Origin of the sequence: Burkholderia sp. ABCPW 111, from assembly GCF_000773065.1 — a bacterium.
In the GTDB taxonomy this organism is placed as follows: Bacteria; Pseudomonadota; Gammaproteobacteria; order Burkholderiales; family Burkholderiaceae; genus Burkholderia; species Burkholderia savannae.
In genome coordinates this window covers 69,608-93,462 of sequence record NZ_JPWT01000099.1, presented here as the reverse complement: position 1 = coordinate 93,462, position 23,855 = coordinate 69,608, and the positions used below count along the sequence as shown (strand labels likewise).

Annotated in this window: 16 protein-coding genes; 7 read left to right on the top strand and 9 right to left on the bottom strand. The window is 64.8% G+C overall.

Annotated features, from left to right (window positions below; all coding sequences use genetic code 11):
- Positions 1 to 3: 3 nt before the first annotated feature.
- From X946_RS22960 to X946_RS22950, 3 genes are all read left to right on the top strand, one after another.
- Complete coding sequence (locus tag X946_RS22960) at positions 4 to 354, top strand: hypothetical protein (protein WP_152611782.1); 351 nt, start codon at positions 4 to 6, stop codon at positions 352 to 354.
- 154 nt (positions 355 to 508) lie between these two features.
- Positions 509 to 796, top strand: coding sequence for a hypothetical protein (locus X946_RS22955; RefSeq protein WP_052145147.1), 288 nt, complete (start codon positions 509 to 511; stop codon positions 794 to 796).
- A gap of 291 nt (positions 797 to 1,087) precedes the next feature.
- Complete coding sequence (locus tag X946_RS22950) at positions 1,088 to 2,893, top strand: tetratricopeptide repeat protein (RefSeq protein ID WP_052145146.1); 1,806 nt, start codon at positions 1,088 to 1,090, stop codon at positions 2,891 to 2,893.
- Between the two features lie 846 nt (positions 2,894 to 3,739).
- On the opposite strand, the gene X946_RS32145 is transcribed toward X946_RS22950, so the two are convergent.
- Together X946_RS32145 and X946_RS22945 are read right to left on the bottom strand one after the other, a co-directional pair.
- Entirely contained in the window at positions 3,740 to 6,160 is a 2,421-nt protein-coding gene (locus tag X946_RS32145) for an SIR2 family protein (RefSeq protein ID WP_081989970.1), read from the bottom strand.
- A gap of 412 nt (positions 6,161 to 6,572) precedes the next feature.
- On the bottom strand, positions 6,573 to 7,487 hold the full coding sequence (locus X946_RS22945; RefSeq protein WP_038752516.1) for a glutaminase: 915 nt from the start codon (positions 7,485 to 7,487) through the stop codon (positions 6,573 to 6,575).
- A 369-nt stretch (positions 7,488 to 7,856) separates the two neighbouring features.
- Here X946_RS22945 and X946_RS22940 point away from each other — a divergent pair, with 369 nt between their 5' ends.
- Positions 7,857 to 8,567, top strand: a complete 711-nt coding sequence (locus X946_RS22940) for a response regulator (RefSeq protein WP_038752513.1) — start codon at positions 7,857 to 7,859, stop codon at positions 8,565 to 8,567.
- Positions 8,568 to 8,634: 67 nt separating this feature from the next.
- On the opposite strand, the gene X946_RS35265 is transcribed toward X946_RS22940, so the two are convergent.
- Positions 8,635 to 8,958, bottom strand: coding sequence for a hypothetical protein (locus X946_RS35265; RefSeq protein ID WP_038752511.1), 324 nt, complete (start codon positions 8,956 to 8,958; stop codon positions 8,635 to 8,637).
- Here X946_RS35265 and X946_RS22930 point away from each other — a divergent pair.
- The gene (locus X946_RS22930; protein ID WP_038752508.1) at positions 8,948 to 10,063 is read left to right on the top strand and encodes an ATP-binding protein; all 1,116 of its coding nucleotides are present in this window, start codon (positions 8,948 to 8,950) and stop codon (positions 10,061 to 10,063) included. The two genes, X946_RS35265 and X946_RS22930, sit on opposite strands and share 11 nt — an antisense overlap.
- Before the next feature lie 432 nt (positions 10,064 to 10,495).
- Here the strand turns inward: X946_RS22930 and X946_RS22925 are convergent, their stop codons facing one another.
- The gene (locus X946_RS22925; protein WP_038752506.1) at positions 10,496 to 13,183 is read right to left on the bottom strand and encodes a patatin-like phospholipase family protein; all 2,688 of its coding nucleotides are present in this window, start codon (positions 13,181 to 13,183) and stop codon (positions 10,496 to 10,498) included.
- A 295-nt stretch (positions 13,184 to 13,478) separates the two neighbouring features.
- On the opposite strand from X946_RS22925, the gene X946_RS22920 reads away from it, so the two are divergent.
- The gene (locus X946_RS22920) at positions 13,479 to 14,543 is read left to right on the top strand and encodes a rod shape-determining protein (RefSeq protein ID WP_038752503.1); all 1,065 of its coding nucleotides are present in this window, start codon (positions 13,479 to 13,481) and stop codon (positions 14,541 to 14,543) included.
- 42 nt (positions 14,544 to 14,585) lie between these two features.
- Here the strand turns inward: X946_RS22920 and X946_RS22915 are convergent, their stop codons facing one another.
- The 5 genes from X946_RS22915 to X946_RS34385 form a co-directional block, all read right to left on the bottom strand.
- Positions 14,586 to 15,203 (bottom strand): c-type cytochrome, encoded by a 618-nt coding sequence (locus X946_RS22915; RefSeq protein ID WP_038752500.1) that lies wholly within the window; start codon positions 15,201 to 15,203, stop codon positions 14,586 to 14,588.
- A 49-nt stretch (positions 15,204 to 15,252) separates the two neighbouring features.
- Complete coding sequence (locus X946_RS22910) at positions 15,253 to 16,593, bottom strand: cytochrome C (RefSeq protein WP_081989967.1); 1,341 nt, start codon at positions 16,591 to 16,593, stop codon at positions 15,253 to 15,255.
- A gap of 304 nt (positions 16,594 to 16,897) precedes the next feature.
- The gene (locus tag X946_RS22905) at positions 16,898 to 17,344 is read right to left on the bottom strand and encodes a hypothetical protein (protein ID WP_038752497.1); all 447 of its coding nucleotides are present in this window, start codon (positions 17,342 to 17,344) and stop codon (positions 16,898 to 16,900) included.
- Positions 17,341 to 17,907 (bottom strand): hypothetical protein, encoded by a 567-nt coding sequence (locus X946_RS22900; RefSeq protein ID WP_038752698.1) that lies wholly within the window; start codon positions 17,905 to 17,907, stop codon positions 17,341 to 17,343. Before X946_RS22900 ends, X946_RS22905 begins: the two co-directional genes overlap by 4 nt.
- A 148-nt stretch (positions 17,908 to 18,055) precedes the next feature.
- A complete protein-coding gene (locus X946_RS34385) occupies positions 18,056 to 18,379 on the bottom strand; it encodes a hypothetical protein (protein WP_152611781.1) in 324 nt (107 codons plus the stop codon).
- Positions 18,380 to 18,671: 292 nt separating this feature from the next.
- On the opposite strand from X946_RS34385, the gene X946_RS22890 reads away from it, so the two are divergent.
- Positions 18,672 to 23,195, top strand: a complete 4,524-nt coding sequence (locus X946_RS22890) for an autotransporter domain-containing protein (RefSeq protein WP_038752492.1) — start codon at positions 18,672 to 18,674, stop codon at positions 23,193 to 23,195.
- Positions 23,196 to 23,855 lie beyond the last annotated feature (660 nt).

Here is a 23,855-nt window from a genome sequence, read left to right as displayed (position 1 = left end):
TCCATGGACGGGCGCGCTTGTTCGGCGGATCGTCCTGATGCGGCGGGACAGCCGGGCGGCGGCATCGGTGTCGATGGTGTCGGCGCGATGCCGCTCGAAGGTCGTTTCTTCGTTGCGTTCTTGCGCGGCGTGGCGGTCCGTGAGCCTGTCACGCTCCGGCAGGTGTGGGCTTTGATCACCGAACCGGCGCCCGGCCAGGAGGTTCAGTGCGGCGAACTGGCCATCCGTGGGGTCGCCTGGTCCGGCGCCGGGCCGATTGCCCGCGTGGAGGCAAGCGTGGGCGACAGAAAAGCTGGCAGGAAACGCATCTCGTCGGCGAGCGCAAGCGTCGCAGTTGGCAATGGTGGGAACTGATCACGCGAGTCCGTGAACCGGGCGTTGTTGCTCTGCGCGCCCGCGCCACGGACCTTGCCGGCCGGACTCAGCGCCGAATGCGTCGAGTGGAACCGATTGAGATACGGCAACAACACGATCCACGAGTTTCCGGTTCAGATAGTCTGAACGCGCCATGATCACTGCAATCGTCCAATATCGTCTGCCGCCGAGCATCGACATCAAGGCCTGCGAAGAGCATTTCCGCAAGATCGCGCCGGGCTTTCGGACGGTACCGGGGCTCACCTGCAAGCAGTTCATTTATGCCGAGGACGGCTGGGCAGGCGGCGTCTATCGGTGGAAGACGCGTGCCGATGCCGAGGCCTTCCTTCAATTCGGGGCCGTGGCTCGCCGGTATCCGCGAGCGCTACGGCATGGATCTGTTGATTTCCACGGGCTGGGTGGTCTGCGCGGTGGTGTGTAGATTTTCGTTTGAGAAAAGCAGATAGTTATTCATGTAGCTATGTTGGCGTGGTACGAATTGCAATCTTCTTGATCCTCCTGCGCGCACGAATCGTTCGAGTCACTTGAAGGCTATTCGCGGATCGCAGCGCTGCGCTACCTCGCGCCACAGGAACAATGAGCGCTGTTTGTGTAGGCATAGACAATGCCGTGCGAAGATTGCGACGGCGTGTACGCCTTAGCCCACCTCCCACTTCCTGTGCCGCGTCAGGGACCGTAACGCCTGGTCGACACGACTCTATGCGGGGACGCCATGGAAGACGAAAAAGACGGACGAACCCCGCAGCGAATAAGGAGGCGCCTGTGGGCGATGTTGCGAGAGCGGGTTAGCGAATGGTTCATTGGGGGCGTTCTCTTGGCGCTTACCGGCTTCGCGCCGCAGGAATTCATCGCTCGACTCGTCCGCAATATTGCGGCGCCGGAGAGGGTGGAGCATTTGTCGCGCTTGGCGCTCGATGCCCGGCCGGTGATTGTCTTTGTTGGCATCGCAATCATTGTGGCTGATGCGCTGTATCGGAACCGGCACCGTCCGGTCACTGCCATCCCAGGAAGGCCGCCGCTCACGGAGGATGGAGCGGGGCGCTTGCAACCTAACGACGGGGCGCTGGTGGAAAGCGAACCGAGTGAACCGGAAGCATTACCGCTCCCAAATCATCCATGGCTATCGGAGGGGCGAGTGATACTGGTCGTGCTTCCGTTCGAAAGTCTTGGTGGCGGCGACAAATATGATTACTTCAGTGAGGGCTTAACTGAAGACATGATCACCCAACTTGCCCGGCTCAGCCCGGAGCGCCTGGGTGTCATCGCCCGGACTTCGGCGATGCGCTACAAATCCACGACCAAGACCATTCATCAGATCGGCCAAGACCTCGGGGTTTCCCACGTGCTTGAGGGAAGCGTCCGGCGTGCCGGAGATCGGGTACGGGTTGCGGCGCAGCTCATCCGGGTAAGCGACGAAACGCACCTTTGGGCCGAGACCTACGAGGGGAACCGACGTGACATCCTGGCACTCCAGATCGAGGTGGCCAAGGCAATTGCCCGCGAAATCGAGATCAAGCTCACGCCGCACGAGCAAGGGCGTTTAGACCGTGCTCCTGTCATTGATGCGCAGGCGCACGAAGCGTATCTCAAGGGGCGTCACTTCTGGTCCAAGCGCACCGAAGAAGGAATGCGAAAGAGCATTGAGTATTTTCAGCTCGCTATTGAACACCAGCCGAACTTTGCGGCCGCCTACGACGGAGTGGCCGATGCTTACACGATGCTTGCGTGTCGCGGCGTGAGCCCTGCGCGCGAAACGTTTCATCAAGCAAAAATGGCAGCCAGGAAAGCGCTGCAGATTGAACCCGATTTGGGTGAGGCTTATGCGTCACTGGCCCATGTACGTTTGCACGATTGGGATTGGGTCGATCTGGAACAGGATTTCCTGCGCGCCATTGAACTGAATCCAGGACACGCGATCGCCTACTACTGGTACGCGGAATACCTCATGATGGCCGGCAGAGCCGAAGAAGCCATTGCCAGGGTCAGGCAGTCCCAACAGATGGACCCCTTGAATTCCGTGCTGAATTCATCGGTTGCCATCATCTTGTACCTTGCTCGGCAATACGACCCGGCACGGGAAGAACTCCGTAAAGCCCTGGAAATCGATCCAAACCACTTTCTGCTTCACTTCAGGCTGGGGTTGGTTTACCAGCAACAGAAGTTGTTCCATGAAGCAATCGAGGAAATGCAGAAGGCTGTCACGCTTTCCGGCAGGAGCACTGAGACGCTGATGGGGCTGGCCCAGACCTACGCTGCCGCCGGCATGCGCGCGGACATGCAGCAGATCATGGATGCGCTGGAGACGGAATCCGAGAAGCACTACGTCCACCCCTACAACATGGCGAAAGTGTTTGGATCGCTCGGGGACAAAGAGCAGACCTTCGGCTGGCTGGAAAAAGCCTACGATGAGCACAGTCCTGACTTCATTGAGCTCAGGACAGAACCTACCTTCGACAGCGCTCGCTTCGATCCCAGATTCTCTGAACTGCTATCTCGCGTCGGGCTCGACCAGATCTGAAAGACGACGCTCTGTGATGGGCGCCAGGGCAAGTGGTTGCGCGTTACTCCGGCTGCAGTCGCTGAATCAGCGTCTCCCCCTAACGCTGTCGCGTTGGGGGGAATGGCTGGTGTCAGCGTCGGACAGATACTCCCCCCTTTCGTCGAAGTCATTTTCCCCGGTTTTTTATCTGACGGCACCGCGACCTACGTGATCGTCATTTTTTCCATGCTCGTGCAAGGAACGAGCTTCGGGCGTGTCCTCGGAAGGGCTATGCCCGCTATGAGCGAGATGCCTGTGCGCAAGTGGGAAACTCCACGGAACGCTCCGTTTTCCTCCATCCCTCGATCGCCCGTCGCCGTGAATAGGATGCTGCTTGAGCTGCCCGGATCAGGCCTTGGGGGTTCGCGCGCGCCTAGGGATCGAACGGCTCATATTTGCTTGCCCTACAGCCGCCGATTGAAAATGCTGTTTGACCGGCTCCTTTGGGTCGATCGCCGCGAAAGGACGAATTCCCCGTTCAGTGTGCTGGTGCGTGCCGATATTGATCTGTCGCCATTGCAAAGAATGAGTCGCGCTTGACTTCGGTGTTTCAGAAGATCGACCGCCCTGAATAGGTCGTCAACCATTCCAGCGCGAGCGTCCCTGCGCTACGAATATATAAACTCGCATGTGATTCCATCGGTACCGACCGGACGGGCGAGTGCCGTGCTGCCTTCGACGACCGAGTTCGGCCATAAACGGTCATTCAACATCATTGTGCAGATCGTCAACAATGTATGCTTCCGAGCCTGCTGTGGAGCGGTTGCACCCCCTTTGTGTCTGGCGCTCGCTGACGGGAGGGGGTGAACTTCGATGCACGCAGGGTCAAGAGGTTTCGATTGCAGCTTGCATTGCTCTCTTGCACGCAATCACGTGTACGTGTGATTGAATATCGCGCGGCAATTTATCTATACGCTTTAACACTTCTTCGCAAAACCCGACCACGTCTTTCTGTTGCTTATCGTCCATATTCAGCCGATGTTGCCCTAAATAATCAACCACACCTGCAGCTACTCGATACGGGTAATGCTTTGTTTCGCGAAGAATCTGCTTTTGGATGATGGATTTCGCTTGCAGATAGTATTCGAATGCCACGGCGGCATTCTGTTCGCGAGTCGCTTTTTTTAAAAGAAAGCGCGCGTAATGGTTGTCGATCTGATAGGGATCGTAGTTTGAACCCTTGGCGTATGCGTAGGCTGCTTTAAAATACGGTTCGATATCATCCAAGTCGTCGTCGAACGAAAGCCGCGCAATGGCATATTGAAGCCAGTAATGAGGGTTTTTTTTCGCAACTTTGGTGTTTTGAATCGCTTCGTAAAATCTGATTGTGGCCGCTCGCAGCCCGGTTTCAGGAAGAAGTTTTTGAAGCGCACTAAAACTCATGACGCTTCTCAAAAAATATTGATATTCCGATCGAACGTCGGTACGCTCAAGCGCCTGAAGATACATTTCGGTGAGCACATCGACAACCTCGCCAGCGTCACCGAGGCTGGTCAAGTAAAACTCTGCCAGAACAGACGACCGAAGCCGAATCTGTCCTGCAGTTTCGCTCCACAAGAATTTTACGCTTTCTCGATCTGTATTCGACAGTCTTATGAACGGCGAGTTCTTCAATAAATCATCCAGCGAGCGACGATCTAAGGTAATTCCACTTCCGCGTATGATAAATGCAGCAATGGCAACTCTCTGAACGGATGGTTGAATTGCCGAAAAAAGATCGGAAATCTTTTTGGCGATATTTGGCGAGCGATACAGTTTTAGCAGAATTTGATGTAATTGCGAATTGCAGTCCTTGGTAACAAGTTGATATTTTTCAGAATCGGATTTCGCGGAAAACTCAGCCCACAATCCGTAACTATCAACCAAACCTACGATCTCGGCTAATTCGCGCTTATCGAGCTGGTTGATCTCAAACTCTGCGACGTGGCGAACATGCAGCGCAAGTTCGAGGCGGTCCAAGTATGCATCATGGACGTGCGAGCGCGCACCGAGCAAAAATCTTATCGGCTTCCCGGTTCTGCGAATGGAAACAAAATCGATAAATTTGAGTAATGGGATATAGTTGTCAATTACAAAGACCGTATGACCGGGAAGGGATATTGCATGTTGAGCTTCCTTAAGTGCTTCTTTCGAATCTGATTTCACGCGAAACACATTCCATCCAAGTGTTCCAAGCCTCAGTGCCAATTGCTCTAGCAGAATAGTCTTGCCGTTGCCCAGGTCTGAAATCACCACTGCGTCGTCACCTTGGCCTAGAGCATCGAGGATTTTTTGACAATGAGTTCTTTCAATCAGATATGCGCGTTTCTGTTCGTCCTTGGTGCTGGTGATATTAACCAGTGAGAGATTTACCTCGCCGTAAAGGAATAACTTTTCAATGTCAGAATTCGATGCGACATCTTTTGTGAGTTTGAAATCAATTTTCTCGAGCGCGAGAAATGAATGCAATTGCTTTGATGGCGTGTGCGTCTTCTGCTCTAGCTCAATTTGCTTTGCAAATTCTTCTATGCCAACGGGGTAAACGTCACCGAACATCGGTAGAAAAAGCTTGTCGGGGCCAATATTTTTATCGGGACTCGTTATGAAAATCGCTTTGCTTTTGGTGTCTTCAACATGAACGATGCGTTGAATGTCTAGGTCATACATTGAATATCCAATGAATATCACCGCCCGCGCAAGCTGAAGGTCTTGGCGAAATACCGTGCTCCACGGAGAGGCGTTGAATTCGTCAACAAGATAACTTGCGGCCGTCAGCTTGAATCCACCGGTTAAATCGTTTTGAGTCAGGCGAGTGATTAGGCCATTGATGTGCAAACAAACGCGTGATCCCGATAAAAAACTTTCGGGAGCGTCGCTTAGTGTTACCGGAACCAGTTGTTTTCCAAGGTTGGCTGCGCTTTTTTCAGCGAGGTCATCGTAGTTTGTAGTGTAAATTCTGTGCCATGGTAGGCTAAGGACCGCCTCGTGATGCGGGGCAGCTTCGCGGATCGAAAAGACATTCCGGCACAGATCAACTAGGCCCAAGGCTCCGCCATGCCCTTTGTCTCCCAAATAGCATTGGGAGGCGAGAGCAAGATTGTCATCGTCGGTATCGACCCCGCACAATTTGTACAGGTGACGGGCGAAGGCGCGACCTGTCATCGGACTCTTGTTCTCTAAATTCTTTGCTTTGTAGGAAAACCCTGAGCCCATAAACAGGATCGCATTGCCATCTATTGCGTGGCGGATTGCCTCGTTCAGATCCATTCGTGTCCCCAGAATACGCGGTTGCGCGAAACGGCAGATTGCCGTGGCTTTGATATTCGTCTTAGATTGTCGGGGAATTCCAAGAGACGAACAAGCGATCGCGTTCCTTCCGCATCGCGGACGATGAGACGTGGATCGCGTCCCCTGTATGACGAAGCCGGTACAGAGCACGCAAGGGGCTTGGGGGCGCGCGCGTGCAATCCTGCCCGCGATTGCCCAGCAATTTGATGCAGGTTAGGTCATTGACGCGGGCAAAAATGAACGGTGTTGGTGGGGGCCGCTATGGAGAAGTCTAAACGTCCCTTGTGGGTCGATTGCTGCCGATGGCCGAATTTCCCATTGAGCGCTCTGGCGCGCGCCGATATGAATCTGCCGCCGTCGCGCCACATGAGGCACGCTTGACTTCGACGCTTCAAAAGATCGAGCGCCCCGAATAGGTCGTCAACCATTCCAGCGCGAGCGTGCCCGCAAGCGAGTTGCCGTTCGTATCGAGCCCCGGCGACCACACGCACACCGCCATTTCGCCTGGCAGCACCGCGACGATTCCGCCGCCGACGCCGCTCTTCGCCGGCAGCCCGACGCGGTAGACGAAGTCGCCCGCGGCGTCGTAGGTGCCGCAGGTCAACATCAGCGCCGACAGCCGCTTCGCCGAGCTCGGATCGAGAATCCGCGCGCCCGTCGCGGGCGCGACGCCGCCGTTCGCGAGAAAGAGCGCGGCCTGCGCGAGCTCGACGCAATTCATCGAAATCGCGCATTGGCGGCAATACGCGTCGACGACCGTCTCCGGCGGCATCCGCATGTTGCCGAAGCTCGCCATGAAATGCGCCATCGCGCGGTTGCGCTCCGCGTGCTGCAGCTCGGACAGCGCGACGCGCGAATCGTAGTCGATGTCGGCGATGCCGGTCAGGCGCCGGATGAATTCGACGAGCGCTGTCTCGGCGCGCACGAAGCGGCGGCTCAGCACGTCGGTGACGACGAGCGCGCCCGCGTTGATGAACGGATTGCGCGGCTTGCCGCGTTCGCTTTCGAGCTGCACGAGCGAGTTGAACGCGGTGCCGGACGGTTCGCGTCCGACGCGCTGCCACAGTTCGTCGCCGAGCAGCTGGAACGCGAGCGTGCACGCGAACAGCTTCGAGATGCTCTGGATCGAGAAGCGCTCGCGCGCGTCGCCGACCGTGTGGACTGTGCCGTCGAGCGTGACGACGGCCATGCCGAAGCGCTCGGCGGGCACTTTCGCGAGTTCGGGGATGTAATCGGCGACGCGGCCTGCGCCGATCCAGGGCGCGAGTTCGGCGTGGATGCGTTCTAGGATCGCTGGGTAATTCATCGAATCGGTACGCGGCGCGCCGCGGGTATCAAGCGAGCCCGTATGGAACCTTCTCGGCGGCAATTCGTCAAGCACCGGTGGCGCGGCGCATGCCTGCGCGGGGGAGAACGCGCGGCCGCGGCCGATTGCCTCGCCGAGCGACGCGCCGCATCCGCGACGGCCGTCACGCCGGGCGTTCCGAAGCCGCGCCGCGCGGGCGGCGAACGCGGGGTTTCGGGGCCGCCGACACAAGAGGTTCGTCGGCCGGCGCGTGTCGCAGTATCATTCCAAATGTTTCAGGATCTTACAAAGTAGGTGCGTCAGTTTCGCCTGTTCGCGCTAAGTGATTGTTTCAAAAAACCTTTGGCTTCCATATCGACTGATTTGCCCATGCCTTTCCGGATTCTCCTCGTCGAGGACGACAATCGCCTGTCCACGCTGATCGCGGGCTACCTGCGCAAGCACGAATACGTCGTCGACACCGTGCTGAACGGCGACGACGCCGTCGGCGCGATTCTCACGGGGCGCCCCGATCTCGTGATCCTCGATGTGAACCTGCCCGGCAAGGACGGCTTCGAGATCTGCCGCGAGGCGCGCGAGCATTACGACGGCGTCATCATCATGGTAACGGCCCGCGACGAGCCGTTCGACGAGCTGCTCGGCCTCGAATTCGGCGCGGACGACTACGTGCACAAGCCGGTCGAGCCGCGCATCCTGCTCGCCCGGATCAAGGCGCAGCTGCGTCGCGCGCCGGTGCGCCAGGCGGACGGCGCGAGCGGGCAGCCGGAGCGCTACGCGTTCGGCAAGTTCACGATCGACCGCACGAACCGGACCGTCAACCTGCCCGACGGCACGACGCCCGAGCTGACTTCGGCGGAGTTCGACCTGCTGTGGGTGCTCGTCTGCCATGCGGGCGAGGTCGTGAGCCGCGACGATCTGATGCTGCAACTGCGCGGCGTCGAATTCGACGGCCTCGACCGGACGATCGACGGGCGGATCTCGAAGCTGCGCCGCAAGCTGCGCGACGACGCGAGCAGCCCGCAGCGGATCAAGACCATCCGCAGCAAGGGTTATCAGTTCAGCAAGAACGCGTGGGAGTAAGTTGCGCGTCGAGCTGTGCGGCGCCTGCGGCTCGCGCACGGGCGGGCCGCACGCTGGACCGCGCGTCTTACGGTTCGACGGTTCGAAACGGCGTGTGCCGCGCCGGCGATCTCGAACCTTGCGCGCATCGCCGCGTGGCGCGGCGATGCGCGGCGACGTTGCGCGACGCGACATGACATGACACGGGGCGACGCGATTTTCGCGACGGCTTTGTCCGATGCAACGCCGCTGCGTTCGCGCCCGCCCGCACGGCCGACGAGCCGGCCGCGCGCCCGCCGCCGGCTAGCCGGGGCAGTTCGCCGCCGCCGCTGCCGCCGCTGGCGCAGCCGGTTTCCGCTCGACGATTCACCGCACCGATTTCCGACATTCGCGACTCGATGATGAACAGCACGCAAGCGCACCGATTGTCCCCGTTCCGCTATTGCAAATGGCGCTGGCTCCATTTCCGCCGCTCGTGGACAGACACGCGCGCCGACCGGATTCCGAGCTGGTCGCGCCTTTATCTGCGGACCTATCTGCATCTCGTCGGCCTCGTGCTGGTGACGGTCGGCGGGACGATCGCGGCGCTGTGCTCGGCGCTCGGCGCGCGCGCGGTGTGGCGCGCGCTCGACGCGCTGCCGGGCGGCGCGCTGCCGCTCGCCGCGTTCGTGCTCGCGGTGCCGGCGCTCGCCGGCTATCGGTGGATGCGGCCCGTGTGGTCGGATCTCGTGATGGTGCGCGAGCGCGCGATCGACTTCACGGGCGGCCGCTTCAACACGCGCGCGCGCGAATCGCGCAGTGTGATCATCGGGCCGCTCGCGCGCACGCTGAACGCGCTCGCGATGCGCATGGAACGGCTGATCGCCGCGCAGCGCGACCTGACGAACGGCATCTCGCACGAACTGCGCACGCCGCTCGCGCGCGTGCGCTTCGCGCTCGAGAGCCTGCGCGAGCCGGGATCGGCGGCCGAATATCAGAACGCGATCGACAGCATCGAGCAGGACGTGACCGAGCTCGACGAGCTGATCGACATGAGCCTCACGTACGCGCGGCTCGAGTACAGCTCGCTGCAGTCGAATCTCGAGCAGACGGCGCTCGTCGCGTGGTTCGACAAGCAGGTCGCCGACGCCGCGCTGCTGTACCCGAGCAAGACGATCGATGCGCGCGTCGCGCTGCCCGCCGATTTGCGCGTGAAGATGGACAAGCGGCTGATGTCGTATGCGATGCGCAACCTGCTGCGCAACGCGAGCAAGCACGCGCGCGGGCAGATCGCGGCGGGCCTGCGGATGCGCCACGGCAATATCGAGATCTACGTCGAGGACGACGGGGCCGGCGTGCCGCTCGACGAGCGCGAGCGGATCTTCGAGGCGTTCGTGCGGCTCGATCGCCATACGGCCGGCTACGGCCTCGGCCTCGCGATCACGCGGCAGGTGCTGCAGGCGCACAACGGGCGCGTCGCCGTCGTCGATCCGTTGCTGCTGCGGGGCGCGCGCTTCGAGATGAGCTGGCCGGTGTGACGTGCGCCGCGGGCGCGCGCGTTTGCGGCGAGCGGAGCGCGGCAGCGCATGCGCGCTTCCGGTTGGCGCCTCCGATTAGTGCCTCCGATTAGTGTCTCCGATTCGTACCTCAGATTGGCACTTCCGATTCTCGCCCCCCGGTTCGCACGGTTGGTTCGTGCCGCCTGATGCGCCTCCGCCGGTTTGCATCCCTGATTCGCACTGCCGGGCGGCAACGCGCTGGCGGTTCGGCGCGGCACCAGGTGCCGGAAATCGTGCGACGTCGCCACGGCGCGGCCCCGCGCCGCGCGGCGCTTTCGTCGACGAGCCGGCCTGCCGCATGCACATGCGTCTTTTGGAGATGGCTTTTGGGGGGCGGCTCGTTCCGTGCGGATTCGCATCGTGCCCGCCGCATCTTGTCGCGTCGCCGGCTCCCGATTCACGCCCCCCGGCTCAATACGTGCGGCCGAGCTGGAAGTAAAGGTTGCGCCGCCCGCCCGGCGCGAACGCGACACCGACGTACACCGGCCCGAACGCGGTCGTGAGGCTCGTGAAGAGCGTGTAGCTCTGCTTGAGCGGACCGCTGGGCGTCGAGTCGAGCGACCACACGTTCCCGGCTTCCGCGCTCGCGCCGACGTAGAGCGCCTTGATCGGCGACGCGTTGAACGTCGCGAGCTGGTTCATGTACGTGATCTGCCCGTAGACGAGCGCATCGCCGCTCAACTGGTCGGCCGCGTACGCCGACAGATGCTGGAAGCCGCCGAGCGTGTAGCCGAGCGGATTGCTGAGGTTCACGCCGCCGAAGCTCTTGCCCGCTTCGATGCTCGCGCTCACGCTATGCCGGCCGAAACGCTCGGCGACCATCAGCTTGCCGTAGACGTCGGTGAACTTGTCGTCGCTCGTCGCGAGGGATCGTTCGGCGCGGAATTCCGCAAAATAACCCTTGCGCGGAAAGACCTGATCGTCGAGCTGGTCGATGACGAGCCGGGCGCGCGCGTTGATCTGTCGCGCGTACCAGGACGGGAGCCACGCGTCGCCGTCGACCCACTCGCCGAGCAGGAGGTTGTACGTCGGCGCGGCCGACAGGTGCGTATACGCGAGCCCGACGCGGAAATCTCCGAGCCGCGCGAGCGGCAGCCCGAAATCGAGGCCGACTCGTGCCGTCTGGATACGGTATTGCGTGACCTTGATGTCGCTTTCCCCGTTGTAGAGGTTCGCGAAACGCCGCTGGTAATCCGCATACGGTGCGACGTAGTAGCCGATCTTGTTCGACAGCGGTTGCCGCAGCTCGACGTGCGCCGACTGCAGATCGCTGCCCAGCGTCGTATCCACGCGGAATTCGAGGCCGGACGGCGTGAGCCACGGCCGCCGGTAGCCGAGATGCAGCCGGAAGCCGCCTTCGTCCGTCGAACTGCTCGACATCCCGAGCCCGAACAGCAGGAAGTTCGGCCCCCAGTACTTCTCCTGCGCGTCGATCACGAGCCGGTGCTCGTCGCTTTCGTTGACGATCTGCTGCGTGACGTTCTCGAAATTGCCGCTCGTCGTGAGCGACAGCAGGTCGGCGCTCACCGCCTGCGGATCGTAGAGGTCGCCCGGTTTCACGCGCAGCGCGTTGCGCACGATCTGCGTCGGCACCGACGAGCCGTTGGTCCGGATCTCGATCGACGTGATGCGGATCGGCTGCGGCGGCGGCCGCCGGTGCGAGGCGCGGTATGCGTCGTATTGCTCGGGCGACAGCGCGTAGCGCTCGAGACGCGGCAGCGCGGCGACGGCGGCGGCCTCGCCCGCGGCGATCGACTGGTTCGCGGTCTGGAAATCGGTGAAGGTCTGCTTGCCGAGGTCCGGCGCAAGCAGGATGTCGTCCGGCCGCAGCTGCTTGCGCTGCTCGGCGACGTTCTGCCGGATCAGGATGCCGATCATCTGCTGCATCACGTCGGCGGGCGACGCGAGCGCGTTCAGCGGGCGCAGCGGCGAGCCGATGTCGACGGCGATCACGACGTCCGCGCCCATCCGGCGCGCGGCGTCGACGGGCAGGTTGCTGACGAGCCCGCCGTCCACGAGCGCGCGTCCGTCGATCTCGGCGGGCGAGAAGAGCCCCGGCAGCGCCATGCTCGCGCGGATCGCGAGCGGCAGCGAGCCGTGGTCGAGCACGACCTTCTGGCCGGTTTGCAGGTCGGTCGCGATCGCGCGGTACGGAATCGGCAGCCGGTCGAACGGCTGGTTGGTCGGCACGGCGGCCGTCCAGTTCGCGAGGAGCGCCTGCAGCCGGTTGCCCTGCACGAGCCCGACGGGCGCCTTGAAGCCTTTCGAATCGAAGCCGATCGTCAGGCTGTCGATGTACAGGCGCTCGTCCTCGCGCTTCTTTTGCGGCAGGTCCGCACGGTCGGTCACGTCGAACGCGATGTCGGCGAGGTTCACCTGCGACAGCCGCCGCTCCATTTCCTGCGCGGTCATTCCGGTCGCGTACAGGCCGCCGACGACGGCGCCCATGCTCGTCGCCGCGATGCAGTCGACGGGAATCCGGTGCGCCTCGAGCACCTTCAGCACGCCGAGATGCGCGTAGCCGCGCGCGCCGCCGCCCGACAGCACGAGGCCGATCGCCGGCCGGCCGGGCTTGCCGCCGTCCGGCGTGCAGACGGGCTCGCCCGCGGCGGCCGGCGATGTCGCGACCTGCGCGGGCGTTTGCGCGGCGGCCCGATCGGGCGCCGCAGCGGTGGGCGCTGCGGTGGCGTTCGGCGCGGCGTTCGCGGCGATGTTCGGCGCGGGATTCGAGGCGGGATTCGACGCGGGATTCGACGCGGGATTCGACGCGGGACTTGATACGGGATTCGAGGCGGCATTCGAGACCGCGGCTGCGGCCTGCTGCCGGGCGGCCCAGAACCAGGCGGGCGCCGCGTCGGCGGGCGCGGCCGATGCGGCCGATGCCGGGGCGGGCGACGTCCCGGCCGACGGCGCGCCGCCCGGCGAGGCCGTTGCGCGTGTCGTCGCGGCAGTCGGCGCCGCGACGGCGCCCGCCATGGGCGCGGCGTCGGCCGCATGGGCGGCCGCGGGCCGGCCCGCCGCGACGCAGACGAACAGAAGGACGGCCACGAGGCCGGCGGCGCGAGCGCCCGGACGGGCGGAAGAGGCGAACACCGTCATTATCGTTGCTATGGCGTGGTCGGGCTGAACAGTCGGGAGGACCGATCCGGAATCGGCAAAAGCGAGAGAGTACCGCTTTTGCCCGCCCGCGGCCACGCGTCGGGCGCGATCCGCCCCGGCCCACGGTGCAAAGCGACCTGACGCTCTATAGAAATTTCATGAAATCTCCTAAAGTATTCAGGCATCCTGCCGCTAAGCGACTGAGTGGATTGTGCTCGTCGCCGGCAACCGGCCCGGGGGGCGGCCGGCGACGCATCCGCGCAATCCTTCCACCAGATTCGATAGAGGCTTCACGATGGCGGCACCCTTTCTCGGAAGGTTTTTTGCGCACAACGTCGCGGTCGATCCGGGCACCGCGAGCACGCAGATCTACGTCCGCGATCGCGGCGTCGTGCTGAATCAGCCGTCGGTCGTCTGCTTCCGCAAGCGGGGCGGCCCGGCCGACAAGGCGCGCGTCGAGGCGGTCGGCGAGCAGGCGAAGGCGCTCCTCGGGCGCTCGCCCGAGCATCTCGAAGCCGTCCGGCCGCTCAGGCACGGCGTCGTTGCGAACTATCACGCGGCCGAGCAGATGATGCGGCAGTTCGTCGATATGTCGCATGCGCGCTCGCTGTTCGGGCGGCGCGTCGAGTTCACGATCTGCGTGCCGTCGAACGCGACCGCGGTCGAGCAGCGCGCGATCCGCGAAGCGGCGCTCGCGGCGGGCGCGTCGCGGGTCAGCCTGATCAGCGAGCCGCTCGCGGCCGCGCTCGGCGCGGGGCTGCCGGTGACGGAGGCGGTCGGCTCGATGGTCGTCGACATCGGCGGCGGCACGACCGAGGTCGCGGTGATCGCGCTTGGCGGGATCGTCTATCGCGAGGCGATTCGCGTGGGCGGCGACCAGTTCGACGCGGCGATCGTCAATCACGTCCGCAACCTGTACGGCGTGCTGCTCGGCGAGCACACCGCCGAGCACGTGAAGAAGGCGATCGGCACCGCGAGCTACCGGGTGCCGCGCGAATCGATCCATGCGGTTGGGCGCAGCGTCGCCGACGGCCTGCCGCGCACGATCCAGCTCAGCAACCACGACATCGCCGATGCGCTCGCCGCGCCGCTGAACCAGGTGGTGAGCGCGGTGAAGAGCGCGCTCGAGAACGCGCCGCCGGAGCTCATCACGGACATCGCGGATCGCGGGATCGTGCTGACGGGCGGCGGCGCGCTGCTCGCGAATCTCGGCAAGCGGCTCCACGACGAGACGGGGCTCGCCGCGCGCGTGGCCGACGAACCGCTGACCTGCGCGGTGCGCGGCGCCGGCGAGGCGATGGGGCGCGGCGGGTTCGAGGCCGGCGACGACGACGCGGGCGACATCGGCTTCAGCCGCTGACGCGCGCGTGTCGCCGCGTGCCCGTCCTCGGGCCGCGTTTCGCTAACGCGACTGCAACCACGCCGCGACGGCCTTCGCCTGATCGGTGTCGAGCGTATGCGCGACCGCGCTCATCACGGGCGCATTCGCGCGCGTGCCGTTCTTGAAGACCTCGATTTGCCGCAGCAGGTAGGCCTCGTGCTGTCCCGCGAGCCGGGGGAACGTTCCGACGCCTTGCCCGTTCTGTCCGTGGCACGACGCGCACGCCGGCGTGCCCTTTTCGGGCACGCCGTGCTCGAAGATGTCCTGCCCCTTCGCGACGAGCGCCGGATCGCCGGGCTCGCCGTGCGTCGGCTCCTGATGCGAGTAGTAGTCGGCGATCGACGCGATCGTCGCGTCGTCGAGCTGCGACGCGATGGCCCACATGTACGCGCGCGCGTCGGTCTCGCCACGCGCGTGCTCGCGAAAGCCCTTGAGCTGCGCGCTCAGATACTCGTTCGTTTGCGCATTGAGCCGCGGGAACATCGGCGATTCGCTGCGGCCATGCGCGCCATGGCAAGCGGCGCAGAGCTGCGCGGCGAGCCGCGCGCCGTCCTGCGCGTGCGCGCGGACGGCGGGCCAGCCGCCGAGCGCGGCGGCGAGCGCGGCGATCCACATCGGTGATGCAAGCAGCTTTTTCATGATCGTTCTCGCGGAGCAGGCGGGTTGGCGAAGCAAGGTTCGGGCGGCGTCAGAACACGAACCACGCGAGCAGGTACAGCGTGTTGTTGTCGCTCGCGTTTCGGCCGTTGCCGTCGTAGTTGAAGCGCGCTCCGTTGAACTTGAGGAACCATGTGTACTGCAACGACAGCTTCACTTGCGGGAACGGCAGATAGTCGAGCTCCGCGATGACGCCTCGCGAGTCCGGGCTGCCGTTCGCGCTGCCCGTCACGGGCGTCGGCGAGTACAGCCCGGGATCGGTCGTGCCCGTTGTCGAGAAGTACGCGAGCGTCGCGCCGTACTTGCGCTGGTAGTAGTACGAAGCCTTCGCCTTGAACGTGTTGAGACGGTCGGTCGGGTTGGCGGGCGTCGGCCCCGCGCCGATTCCGCCGCTCGGGAAGCTCGCGCTCCAGTTCTGCTTCTCGTGGATGAACGTGAACTGCGTCGTGAACGCGTGCGACAGCGTCAGGTATTGATACTGCGCATCGAGCGCGATGTCGGTGAAGCGGTCGGTCGGCGTCGCGGGCAGCGTGTTGTCCGGATACACGTCGGCAATCAGGCCGAACGTGCCGAGCATCAGCGAGTGCGGGCCCCATTCGCGGTTGTACGCGACGCGCCAGTACGGGTTACCGCCCCGCAGCCGCGTCACGCCGCCCGGCGTGCTGATGTCCTGCCCCGTGCGGAACACCGAGAACATCTGGTCGGCAGTCCGATAGAGGCCGACTTCCGCGTAGATGCTGCGCTGCCAGAATGCGTACGCGGCGAAGCCCGCGACCTGCTGCGCGAGGCCGCCGTCGATCAGCGTGCTCGCCGTCGGCGTGAGCGACACGCTGCTCGACGCGTACGGATAGCCGAATGCCGGCGTGCTGTTCCAGACGTCGGAGACGGTCGGATTGTTGTTGACCGTGACGCCGTAGATGAAGTCGACGTCGTCGCGCGTGAAGTGCCCGGCCGCGCGGATGTCGGTGTTGTCGATGCCGCTGTGGTGCGCGATGCCGTCGTACGTCCATTGCGCGAACGCGCCGACCGGGCCGGCGATGCGCCCGCCGTAGAACAGGCTCGCCTGCTGCAGCACGACGTCCTGATTGCGCACGAAGTCGTAGTTGCGGTTGTCGATCGAGCGGGTATTGGTTTGCGACAGCTGCACCATGCCCGCGAGCGGAATCGTGAACCGGTTCGACAGCGTGTAGCCCGTCAGCTTGAAGAAGCGCCCGAACGGCGTGAGTTCCGGGAAGCTCACGTGGCACGCGACGCAGGCGAGCCCCGTTTGTCTCGCGAACGCCGGAACCGCGGCGGCGTCATTCGACAGGCACAGCACCCCGAACACGCATGCAAGCATGGCGGTAAGGCCGCGACGGATGCGATTGAACATACCGCCCCCTTCTTGTTTGTCGTCAGGGCTCGTGTATCCGGTTTCCGTTGAGAAACCGCCTTTTTCCAACGCATTGAAGCCGGTGTTTCCACTGATATCCGCTGCGGTCCTTCTCGTTTATTTCAATATCGTTCTGACTTCATCAAACGTGTCGCACCGCTAACGATCCATCTTTCGTCGCGACCGATGTCGATGATTCGAGTCTATGATCGCCACAATTGCGAAAATTGACTTGGATCAGCAACGAAGAGGGGGCGTCGCGCGTGCCGAACGGAACGCGATGCTCCGTTCGGCGCGCGAGCGGCTACTTGCCTTGCAGCAGATCCATGAAGGGCGGGAATGTCAGCAGGATGCCGAGCGCGAGCAGCACGAAGGCGACGGTCGTGACGCGGCCGAGCGCGACCGACGCCGCGTTCCATCGGCGCGACAGCGCCGCCCATGACAGCAGCCAGACGACGATCGCACTCGTCGTCACGCCCGAAAGCGGCCCGGTGGGCGTGTAGAACGTGAAGAAATGCGCAACTGAGCGGAACGCGTCGCCGGCGAGCGCAAAGAGCCCGACGGCGAAGCAGCCGATGCCGGCCGCGAGAATGGCGGCGGCGGCCGGGCCGTTCGGCAGCACTTCGGCGGCGGCGGGCGCGCTTGTTCGCGGCGAAGCGTTTGTCGGCTCGCTTGCTACGGATGACTGATTATGCGCCGTATCGGCGGCATGTTGCGCGGCGGTGTGCGGATGAGAGGCATGCATTTTCATTCTCCCGTCATGAGGTGGATGGCGGCGCCGCCGCGGACCGGCGCGTACTTGTTCAGGAATGCGCCGAACGCACCCGCGACGCCCGTCGCGACGAACGCGACGACGGTGAACGCCAGCACCGCGTTGCGAATCTGGCGTTGCTTGCCGAGCGCCGCGCCGTACTTGCCGAACACGTAGGCGACCATCGTCATCGCGATCGGCGCGAGCCACGCGACGTGCTCCTTCCATTCCATCCCGAGGCTGTGCCAGCCCGACGTGTCGCGGCTCGACATCAACAGGCGCTGCGGGTAGTTCGCGAGATCGGTCAGGCCGGCGGGCGGCACCGCGCGATACCACGGATAGACGATGTATGCGCCGGAGAACACGGTTGCCCACGCGAGGATCACCATCGCGGACAGATAGATCATCAACAGCCGATGTTCACGCGGCGCGGGCACGGCGGGCGCGCCCGGCGACGACGTGCGATAGAGCTCGGCGATCGCACCGGAAAACGCAAGCATGAACAACGCGCCGAATCCCATTCCGTGCAGCACCGTCAGCAGGTCTCTCAATGAAATTTCCATCATGGCCTCCGTTCATGTGGCGGGTTTCGCCTTTCATCGTGTTGGATGGCGGGCTTGCTGCGTTGAGACAGATCAATCGAAATGACGTGGCGAGTATTTATTCGAGATGCGAAATGAATTCGAAAACGATTCAAAGATTGCGAGTCGGCTATTTGTCAGGCGGAGTCATCTGAAAAAAAATGGTCGAATGAAATGATAGGATGAATCGGCGGAAAAGATAAAGGTGGGGCGAATGCATGTTGCCGTTCGGGACCGAAGCGCATCGCGCGTTCGCGAAGGCGTTGCGCTCGGCGCGTCGACCACGCGCGGCATTTACCTGTTGCATACGTTTCGCTTGCGGCAATCGCGAGATCTCGGCCGAAACGATTCTCGTTCTTTGAAGTCCATTGCGAAGCGCATCGCGGATGCGGCGGGAAAGCCGCATTGAAGCCGAGGCAAAGACATCGGCGCCGACCGTTCCGATTTTTTGCATATCGGCGTGCTTTGATATAGCCTTCCGACAAGTCGTCATCCGCATTAACTAGACCAACTCGAGATGTCGCCGCCATAAAGGGGGGGCGTCATGCCGTTCGCTTAGTCGATCAGATCGGCGTTCGCGCTTTCGCGGTTTTTCCGATTCCTGCGTTTCCTTCGAAACAGACGGCCGTCGCCGCGCGGCCGGAAGACTGTTTTGTCCCGACGATTCGCCGAATCGTCGACGCAATTCCCGCCGCGCCAGGCAGTTTCCTTCGACGTCTATTTTCGATGGCAAGGAAGGGGGCAACATGAACTGCACGCGTTCAAGAAAAAACAGCGAGCTTGCCAAGCTCGTGCCGTCGATGGGCGTGTTCGTCGCGCTCGTCGGCGCCGGCATCGTTCAGGCGCACGCGGCCTGCACCCCGGCGGGCACCACCGTCACCTGCTCGGGGGCGGCCAATCTGCTCGCGCCGAGCTATTCGAACAGCGGCAACAATCTCAACGTGACGGTCGACAGCGGCGCGAGCCTGGGCGTGCTGCTCGGCATCGGCGGCACCGCGCTGTCGCTCACGGGCAGCGGCGTTTCGCTGACCAACAACGGCACGATCGATCCGACCGTGCTCGGCTCGGGGCTCGGCGTCCTGTCGAGCGGCACCGTCGTCGGCAACGCGTCGCCGAGCACGACCAACGTCACGAACAACGGCACGATGAACGGCACGACAGGCGTGTCGATCAGCGGGCTGACCGGCATGGCGCTCGCGGTCCAGAACGGCACGGGCGGCGTGTCGAACATCACGAACACCGGGACGATCGGCTCGACGCCGCTCGTCGGCGCGACGCTGCTCGGCCCGGATTCGCCCGTGGTCGCCGCGTACGGCGGCGGCCAGGTCAATTTCAACAACAGCGGCACGATCACCGGCCGCGTCGCGTTCCAGCCGAACGGCGCCGCCGGGCAGGGCAACACGTTCGTCAACTCGGGGACGATCGACGGCAGCGTGTCGATGGGCTCGAACAGCACGAACACGTTCACCGCGATGACGGGCTCGACGGTCAGCGCGGCGGGCGGCACCGGGGTGGCGCTGAACATCGGCGTCGGCTCGCTCACGCTCGGCTTCGCGGCGACGGGCATCGTCGACGGCGGCGCGGGCGGCAACAACACGCTCTTGTTGCAGCAGGCCGCGGGCGGCCCCGCGAGCGGCACGATCGCCGTCAACAACTACATCAACTTCAATCATCTCGACGTGACGAGCGGCGCGTGGACGATCAACGGCGCGTCGAGCGCGCAGGACGCGACGCTGTCGGGCGGCGTCGCGATCATCGGCAACAACGCGTCGCTCGGCACGGGCACGATCACCGGCAACGGCGGCGCGCTGCAGGCGGGCGCCGCGGGGCTCGACGTGAGCAACAACGTGACGCTCGGCGCGGGCGGCCTGACGGTGCAGGGCGCGACGGGGCTCACGCTGTCGGGCGCGATCTCGGGCGGCGGCGCGTTGACGAAGAACGGCGGCGGCACGCTGACGCTCACGGGCGCGAACACGTACACGGGCGGCACGACGATCAATGCGGGCACGCTTGCCTTGGGCGCGGGCGGCAGCCTCGCGGCGACGGGCGCGGTGAATCTTGCCGGCGCGGGTGCGGGCTTCGACATTAGCGGCGCGACGGGCAGCCAGACGATCGGCGGCCTGTCCGGTGTCGCCGGGACGACGGTCGCGCTCGGCGGCAACGGGCTGACGCTCGCGGGCAGCGGCGGCACGACGTTCGGCGGGACGATCGGCGGCACCGGCGGCCTGACGCTCGCCGGCACGGGCACGCAGACGCTGACGGGCGCGAACACGTACACGGGCGGCACGACGATCAACGCGGGCACGCTCGCCTTGGGCGCGGGCGGCAGCCTCGCGGCGGCGGGCGCGGTGACGCTCGGCGGCGCGGGCGCGACGTTCGACATCAGCGGATCGGGTGCGAATCAGACGATCGGCGCGTTGTCGGGCGCGGGCGGCACGATCGCGCTCGACGGCAACACGCTTGCGTTCGGCACCGCGACGAACCAGACGTTCGGCGGCAGCATCACGGGCACGGGCGGAATCGTGAAGAACGGCGCGGGCACGCAGACGCTGACGGGCGCGAACACGTACACGGGCGGCACGACGGTCAACGCCGGCACGCTCGCGCTCGGCGCGGGCGGCAGCCTGTCGCCGAGCGGCGCGGTGAATCTCGCGAACGCGGGCGCGGGCTTCGACCTCAGCGGCGCAAGCGGGAGCCAGACGATCGGCGGCCTGTCGGGCGCGGCGGGCACCACGGTCACGCTCGGCGGCAACTCGCTGACGCTCGCGGGCAGCGGCAACGCGACGTTCGGCGGGACGATCGGCGGCACCGGCGGCCTGACGCTCGCCGGCACCGGCACGCAGGCGCTGACCGGCAGCAACACGTATTCGGGCGGCACGACGCTCGCGGGCGGCACGGTCGCGCTTGGCGGCAGCGGCGCGCTCGGCACGGGGGCGGTGACGGTCGCCGCGCCGACGACGATCGCCGCGACGGCCGCCGTGAACCTGTCGAACGCGGTCGCGCTCAACTCGACCGCGACGATCGGCGGCACGCGGAGCCTGATGCTGTCGGGCCCCGTGTCGGGGGCGGGCGGCCTCGTGATGAACGGCTCGTCGACGCTCACGCTCGTCGGCGCGAACACGTACGCGGGCGGCACGACGGTCGACGCGGGCACGGTCGTCGTCGGCAACGGCGGCGCGCTCGGCACGGGCGGCCTCACGGTGAACGGCGGCAGCGTGTCGCTCGGCGGCTCGAACGTGACGCTGCCGACGCTGAACGGCGCGGCGGGCGGCACGATCGACACCGGCGCCGGCAGCCTCGCCGTGACGGGCGGCGGCAGCTTCGGCGGCGCGCTGACGGGCGGCGGCTCGCTCGCGGTGTCGGGCGGCGCGCCGCTCACGCTGACGGGCGCGAACACGTTCACGGGCGGCACGACGATCGCGAGCGGCGGCACGCTGCAGATCGGCAACGGCGGAACGACGGGCAGCCTCGCGGGCAACGTCGCCGACAACGGCGCGCTCGTCTTCGACGAAGCGGCCAACGTCACGTACGGTGGCGCGATTTCCGGGTCGGGCTCGCTCACGCAGGCGGGCAGCGGCGTGCTGACGCTGACGGGCGCGAGCACGCTCGCCGGGCCGACGACGGTCGCGGCGGGCACGCTCGCCGTCGACGGCTCGCTCGCGAATTCGACGGTGAGTGTGCGCAACGGCGCGACGGTGACGGGCACGGGCACGCTCGGCGGGCTCGTCGTCGCGAGCGGCGGCACCGCGTCGCTGCCGCAGCCGGGGCAGGTGCTCAACGTGGCGGGCAACGTGACGTTCCAGGCGGGCTCGACGCTGCAGGTCGCCGCGAATCCGCAGCAAAGCGGCAGCCTCGCGGCGACGGGCTCGGCGACGCTGAACGGCGGCACCGTGCAGGTGCTCGCGAGCCAGGCGAACTATCAGGCGAACACGACCTACACGATCCTGAGCGCTGGCGCGGGCGTGCAAGGCCAGTTCGCCGGCGTGAACGCGACGTACGCGTTCGTCACGCCGACGCTCGCCTACGACGCGAACCACGTGTTCCTGCGGCTCGCGCCGAACGCGACGCCGTTCACGTCGGTTGCGGCGACGCAGAACCAGACGGCCGCCGCGGGCGCGCTCGGCACGCTCGGCGCGGGCAATCCGCTGTTCGACACCGTGCTCGTCACCGATGCGCCGACCGCGCGCAGCGCGTTTTCGCAGCTCGACGGCGAACTGCAGGCGAGCATGAAGAGCATGTTGTTGACCGACAGCCGCTACGTGCGCGACGCGGTGACGGACCGTGTGCGCCAGGGGCTCGCGCCGGGCTCGGGGCCGCTCGCGGCGCTGTCGTCGGGCGGGGCCGCGCTGTGCGACGACGCGGGCGGCGGCGCGCCGCGCCAGGACGCGACGCCGCCCGAGCGGCGGCTCGGCTCGCGCGAAAGCTGCGTCGGCGGCACGCCGTATCGGCCGGTGGTCTGGGGGCAGGCGTTCGGCGGCCGCAGCCGGCTCGCGAGCGACGGCAATGCGTCGACGCTCAACCGCAGCATGACGGGCTTCATCGCCGGCGCGGACGTCGCACTGAACGACCGCTGGCGCGCGGGCGCCGCGGCGGGCCTCACGCACAGCTCGCTCGACAACGACCTGAATTCGTCGGCCTCGCTGAACAGCTACTACGTCGCGCTCTACGGCGGCGCACAGTACGGCGCGTGGGGCGTGCGCGGCGGCGCGGTGTACACGTGGTACCGGATCGACACGGACCGCTCGCCCGCGTTCGCCGCCTTCCGCGATCACGATTCGGCCGGCTACGACGCGAATTCGGGCCAAGTGTTCGGCGAGGTGGGCTATGCGATTCCGGTGGGACGCTTCGCGCTCGAGCCGTTCGCGGGGCTCGCGTACGTGAGCCTGCATACCGACGGCTATCAGGAGAGCGGCGGCGCGGCCGCGCTGAAGGGCGACGCGGACACGAGCAACGTCGCGTTCTCGACGCTCGGCGTGCGCGCGGCGACGGAGCTCGGCGTGCTCGCGAAGGGCACGCTGAGCGCGCGCGCGATGGCCGGCTGGCGGCACGCGTTCGGCAGCGCGCGGCCGACGTCGACGCTCGCGTTCGCGGCCGGCGGCTCGTCGTTCCAGGTCGCGGGCGTGCCGATCGCGCGCGACAGCGCGGTGCTCGAGCTCGGCATCGACGCGAGCGTCACGAAGAACCTGACGCTCGGCGTGTCGTACAGCGGGCAGTACGGCAGCGGCGTGCGCGACAACGCGGTGCTCGGCAACGCGCTATGGCGGTTCTGATGCGCGCGTGACGCGCGCCGCGCGGGAAGGGCGAACGGCAGCGCGCCGCGCTGCCCGGCCGTTCGCGTTTCGACGATATCCCGGCGATGGGGCGTTCGACGAAATGCGCGGGCGGCGCTTGCCGGAAAACGTCCACCCGGAATATCCCGCCCGCTCTCACGCTCATTGGACAGGTGCCGATGCGCCGCTTTCGTTTTTGCCCAGTCCAGACAGGCGAACGGGACGGTTAGACCCACGCCGCTCCACATTCAAGCCTCGGCGCATATCGGCCGACAACGGATACGACAGCCGCGAGCGGGCCGAACTGATCGAACGCCGGGGCAGTAAAGCGGTGCAGTAAAGCGGTGAATCCGCCGCGAAGTTGCCGGCGACCGCGGGCATACGACAAAGCCCGCTACCGGCTACGCAATCGCATCGAGCGCGGCTTTGCCCGCTGATTTGCGCGCGTCAGGCAATGGAGGCGCGTTGCGGCACGCTACGTCCGCAAGCCGGTCAACTTCCTGGCAACCATTCAGTTGGCTTCCGTCATGCCATGGCTGCAGTGAATGTCGATTCAGCCTAGAAGTTTCATGGGGCGAGCAAGCGAATAAGGCTGCATGGATTCGATTTTCAGATTGCGAATCCGAGTTTTGCAATTGGCGGGTAATTTGATTTTTATAG

Coding starts and splice junctions, on each gene's coding strand:
- X946_RS22910 (WP_081989967.1), bottom strand. CDS start 16,593: ATGTTCAATCGCATCCGTCGCGGCCTTACCGCCATGCTTGCATGCGTG.
- X946_RS22955 (WP_052145147.1), top strand. CDS start 509: ATGATCACTGCAATCGTCCAATATCGTCTGCCGCCGAGCATCGACATC.
- X946_RS22950 (WP_052145146.1), top strand. CDS start 1,088: ATGGAAGACGAAAAAGACGGACGAACCCCGCAGCGAATAAGGAGGCGC.
- X946_RS22920 (WP_038752503.1), top strand. CDS start 13,479: ATGGCGGCACCCTTTCTCGGAAGGTTTTTTGCGCACAACGTCGCGGTC.
- X946_RS22925 (WP_038752506.1), bottom strand. CDS start 13,183: ATGACGGTGTTCGCCTCTTCCGCCCGTCCGGGCGCTCGCGCCGCCGGC.
- X946_RS34385 (WP_152611781.1), bottom strand. CDS start 18,379: ATGCAAAAAATCGGAACGGTCGGCGCCGATGTCTTTGCCTCGGCTTCA.
- X946_RS22915 (WP_038752500.1), bottom strand. CDS start 15,203: ATGAAAAAGCTGCTTGCATCACCGATGTGGATCGCCGCGCTCGCCGCC.
- X946_RS22930 (WP_038752508.1), top strand. CDS start 8,948: ATGAACAGCACGCAAGCGCACCGATTGTCCCCGTTCCGCTATTGCAAA.
- X946_RS22940 (WP_038752513.1), top strand. CDS start 7,857: ATGCCTTTCCGGATTCTCCTCGTCGAGGACGACAATCGCCTGTCCACG.
- X946_RS22890 (WP_038752492.1), top strand. CDS start 18,672: ATGAACTGCACGCGTTCAAGAAAAAACAGCGAGCTTGCCAAGCTCGTG.
- X946_RS32145 (WP_081989970.1), bottom strand. CDS start 6,160: ATGGATCTGAACGAGGCAATCCGCCACGCAATAGATGGCAATGCGATC.
- X946_RS22945 (WP_038752516.1), bottom strand. CDS start 7,487: ATGAATTACCCAGCGATCCTAGAACGCATCCACGCCGAACTCGCGCCC.
- X946_RS22905 (WP_038752497.1), bottom strand. CDS start 17,344: ATGAAAATGCATGCCTCTCATCCGCACACCGCCGCGCAACATGCCGCC.
- X946_RS22900 (WP_038752698.1), bottom strand. CDS start 17,907: ATGGAAATTTCATTGAGAGACCTGCTGACGGTGCTGCACGGAATGGGA.
- X946_RS22960 (WP_152611782.1), top strand. CDS start 4: ATGGACGGGCGCGCTTGTTCGGCGGATCGTCCTGATGCGGCGGGACAG.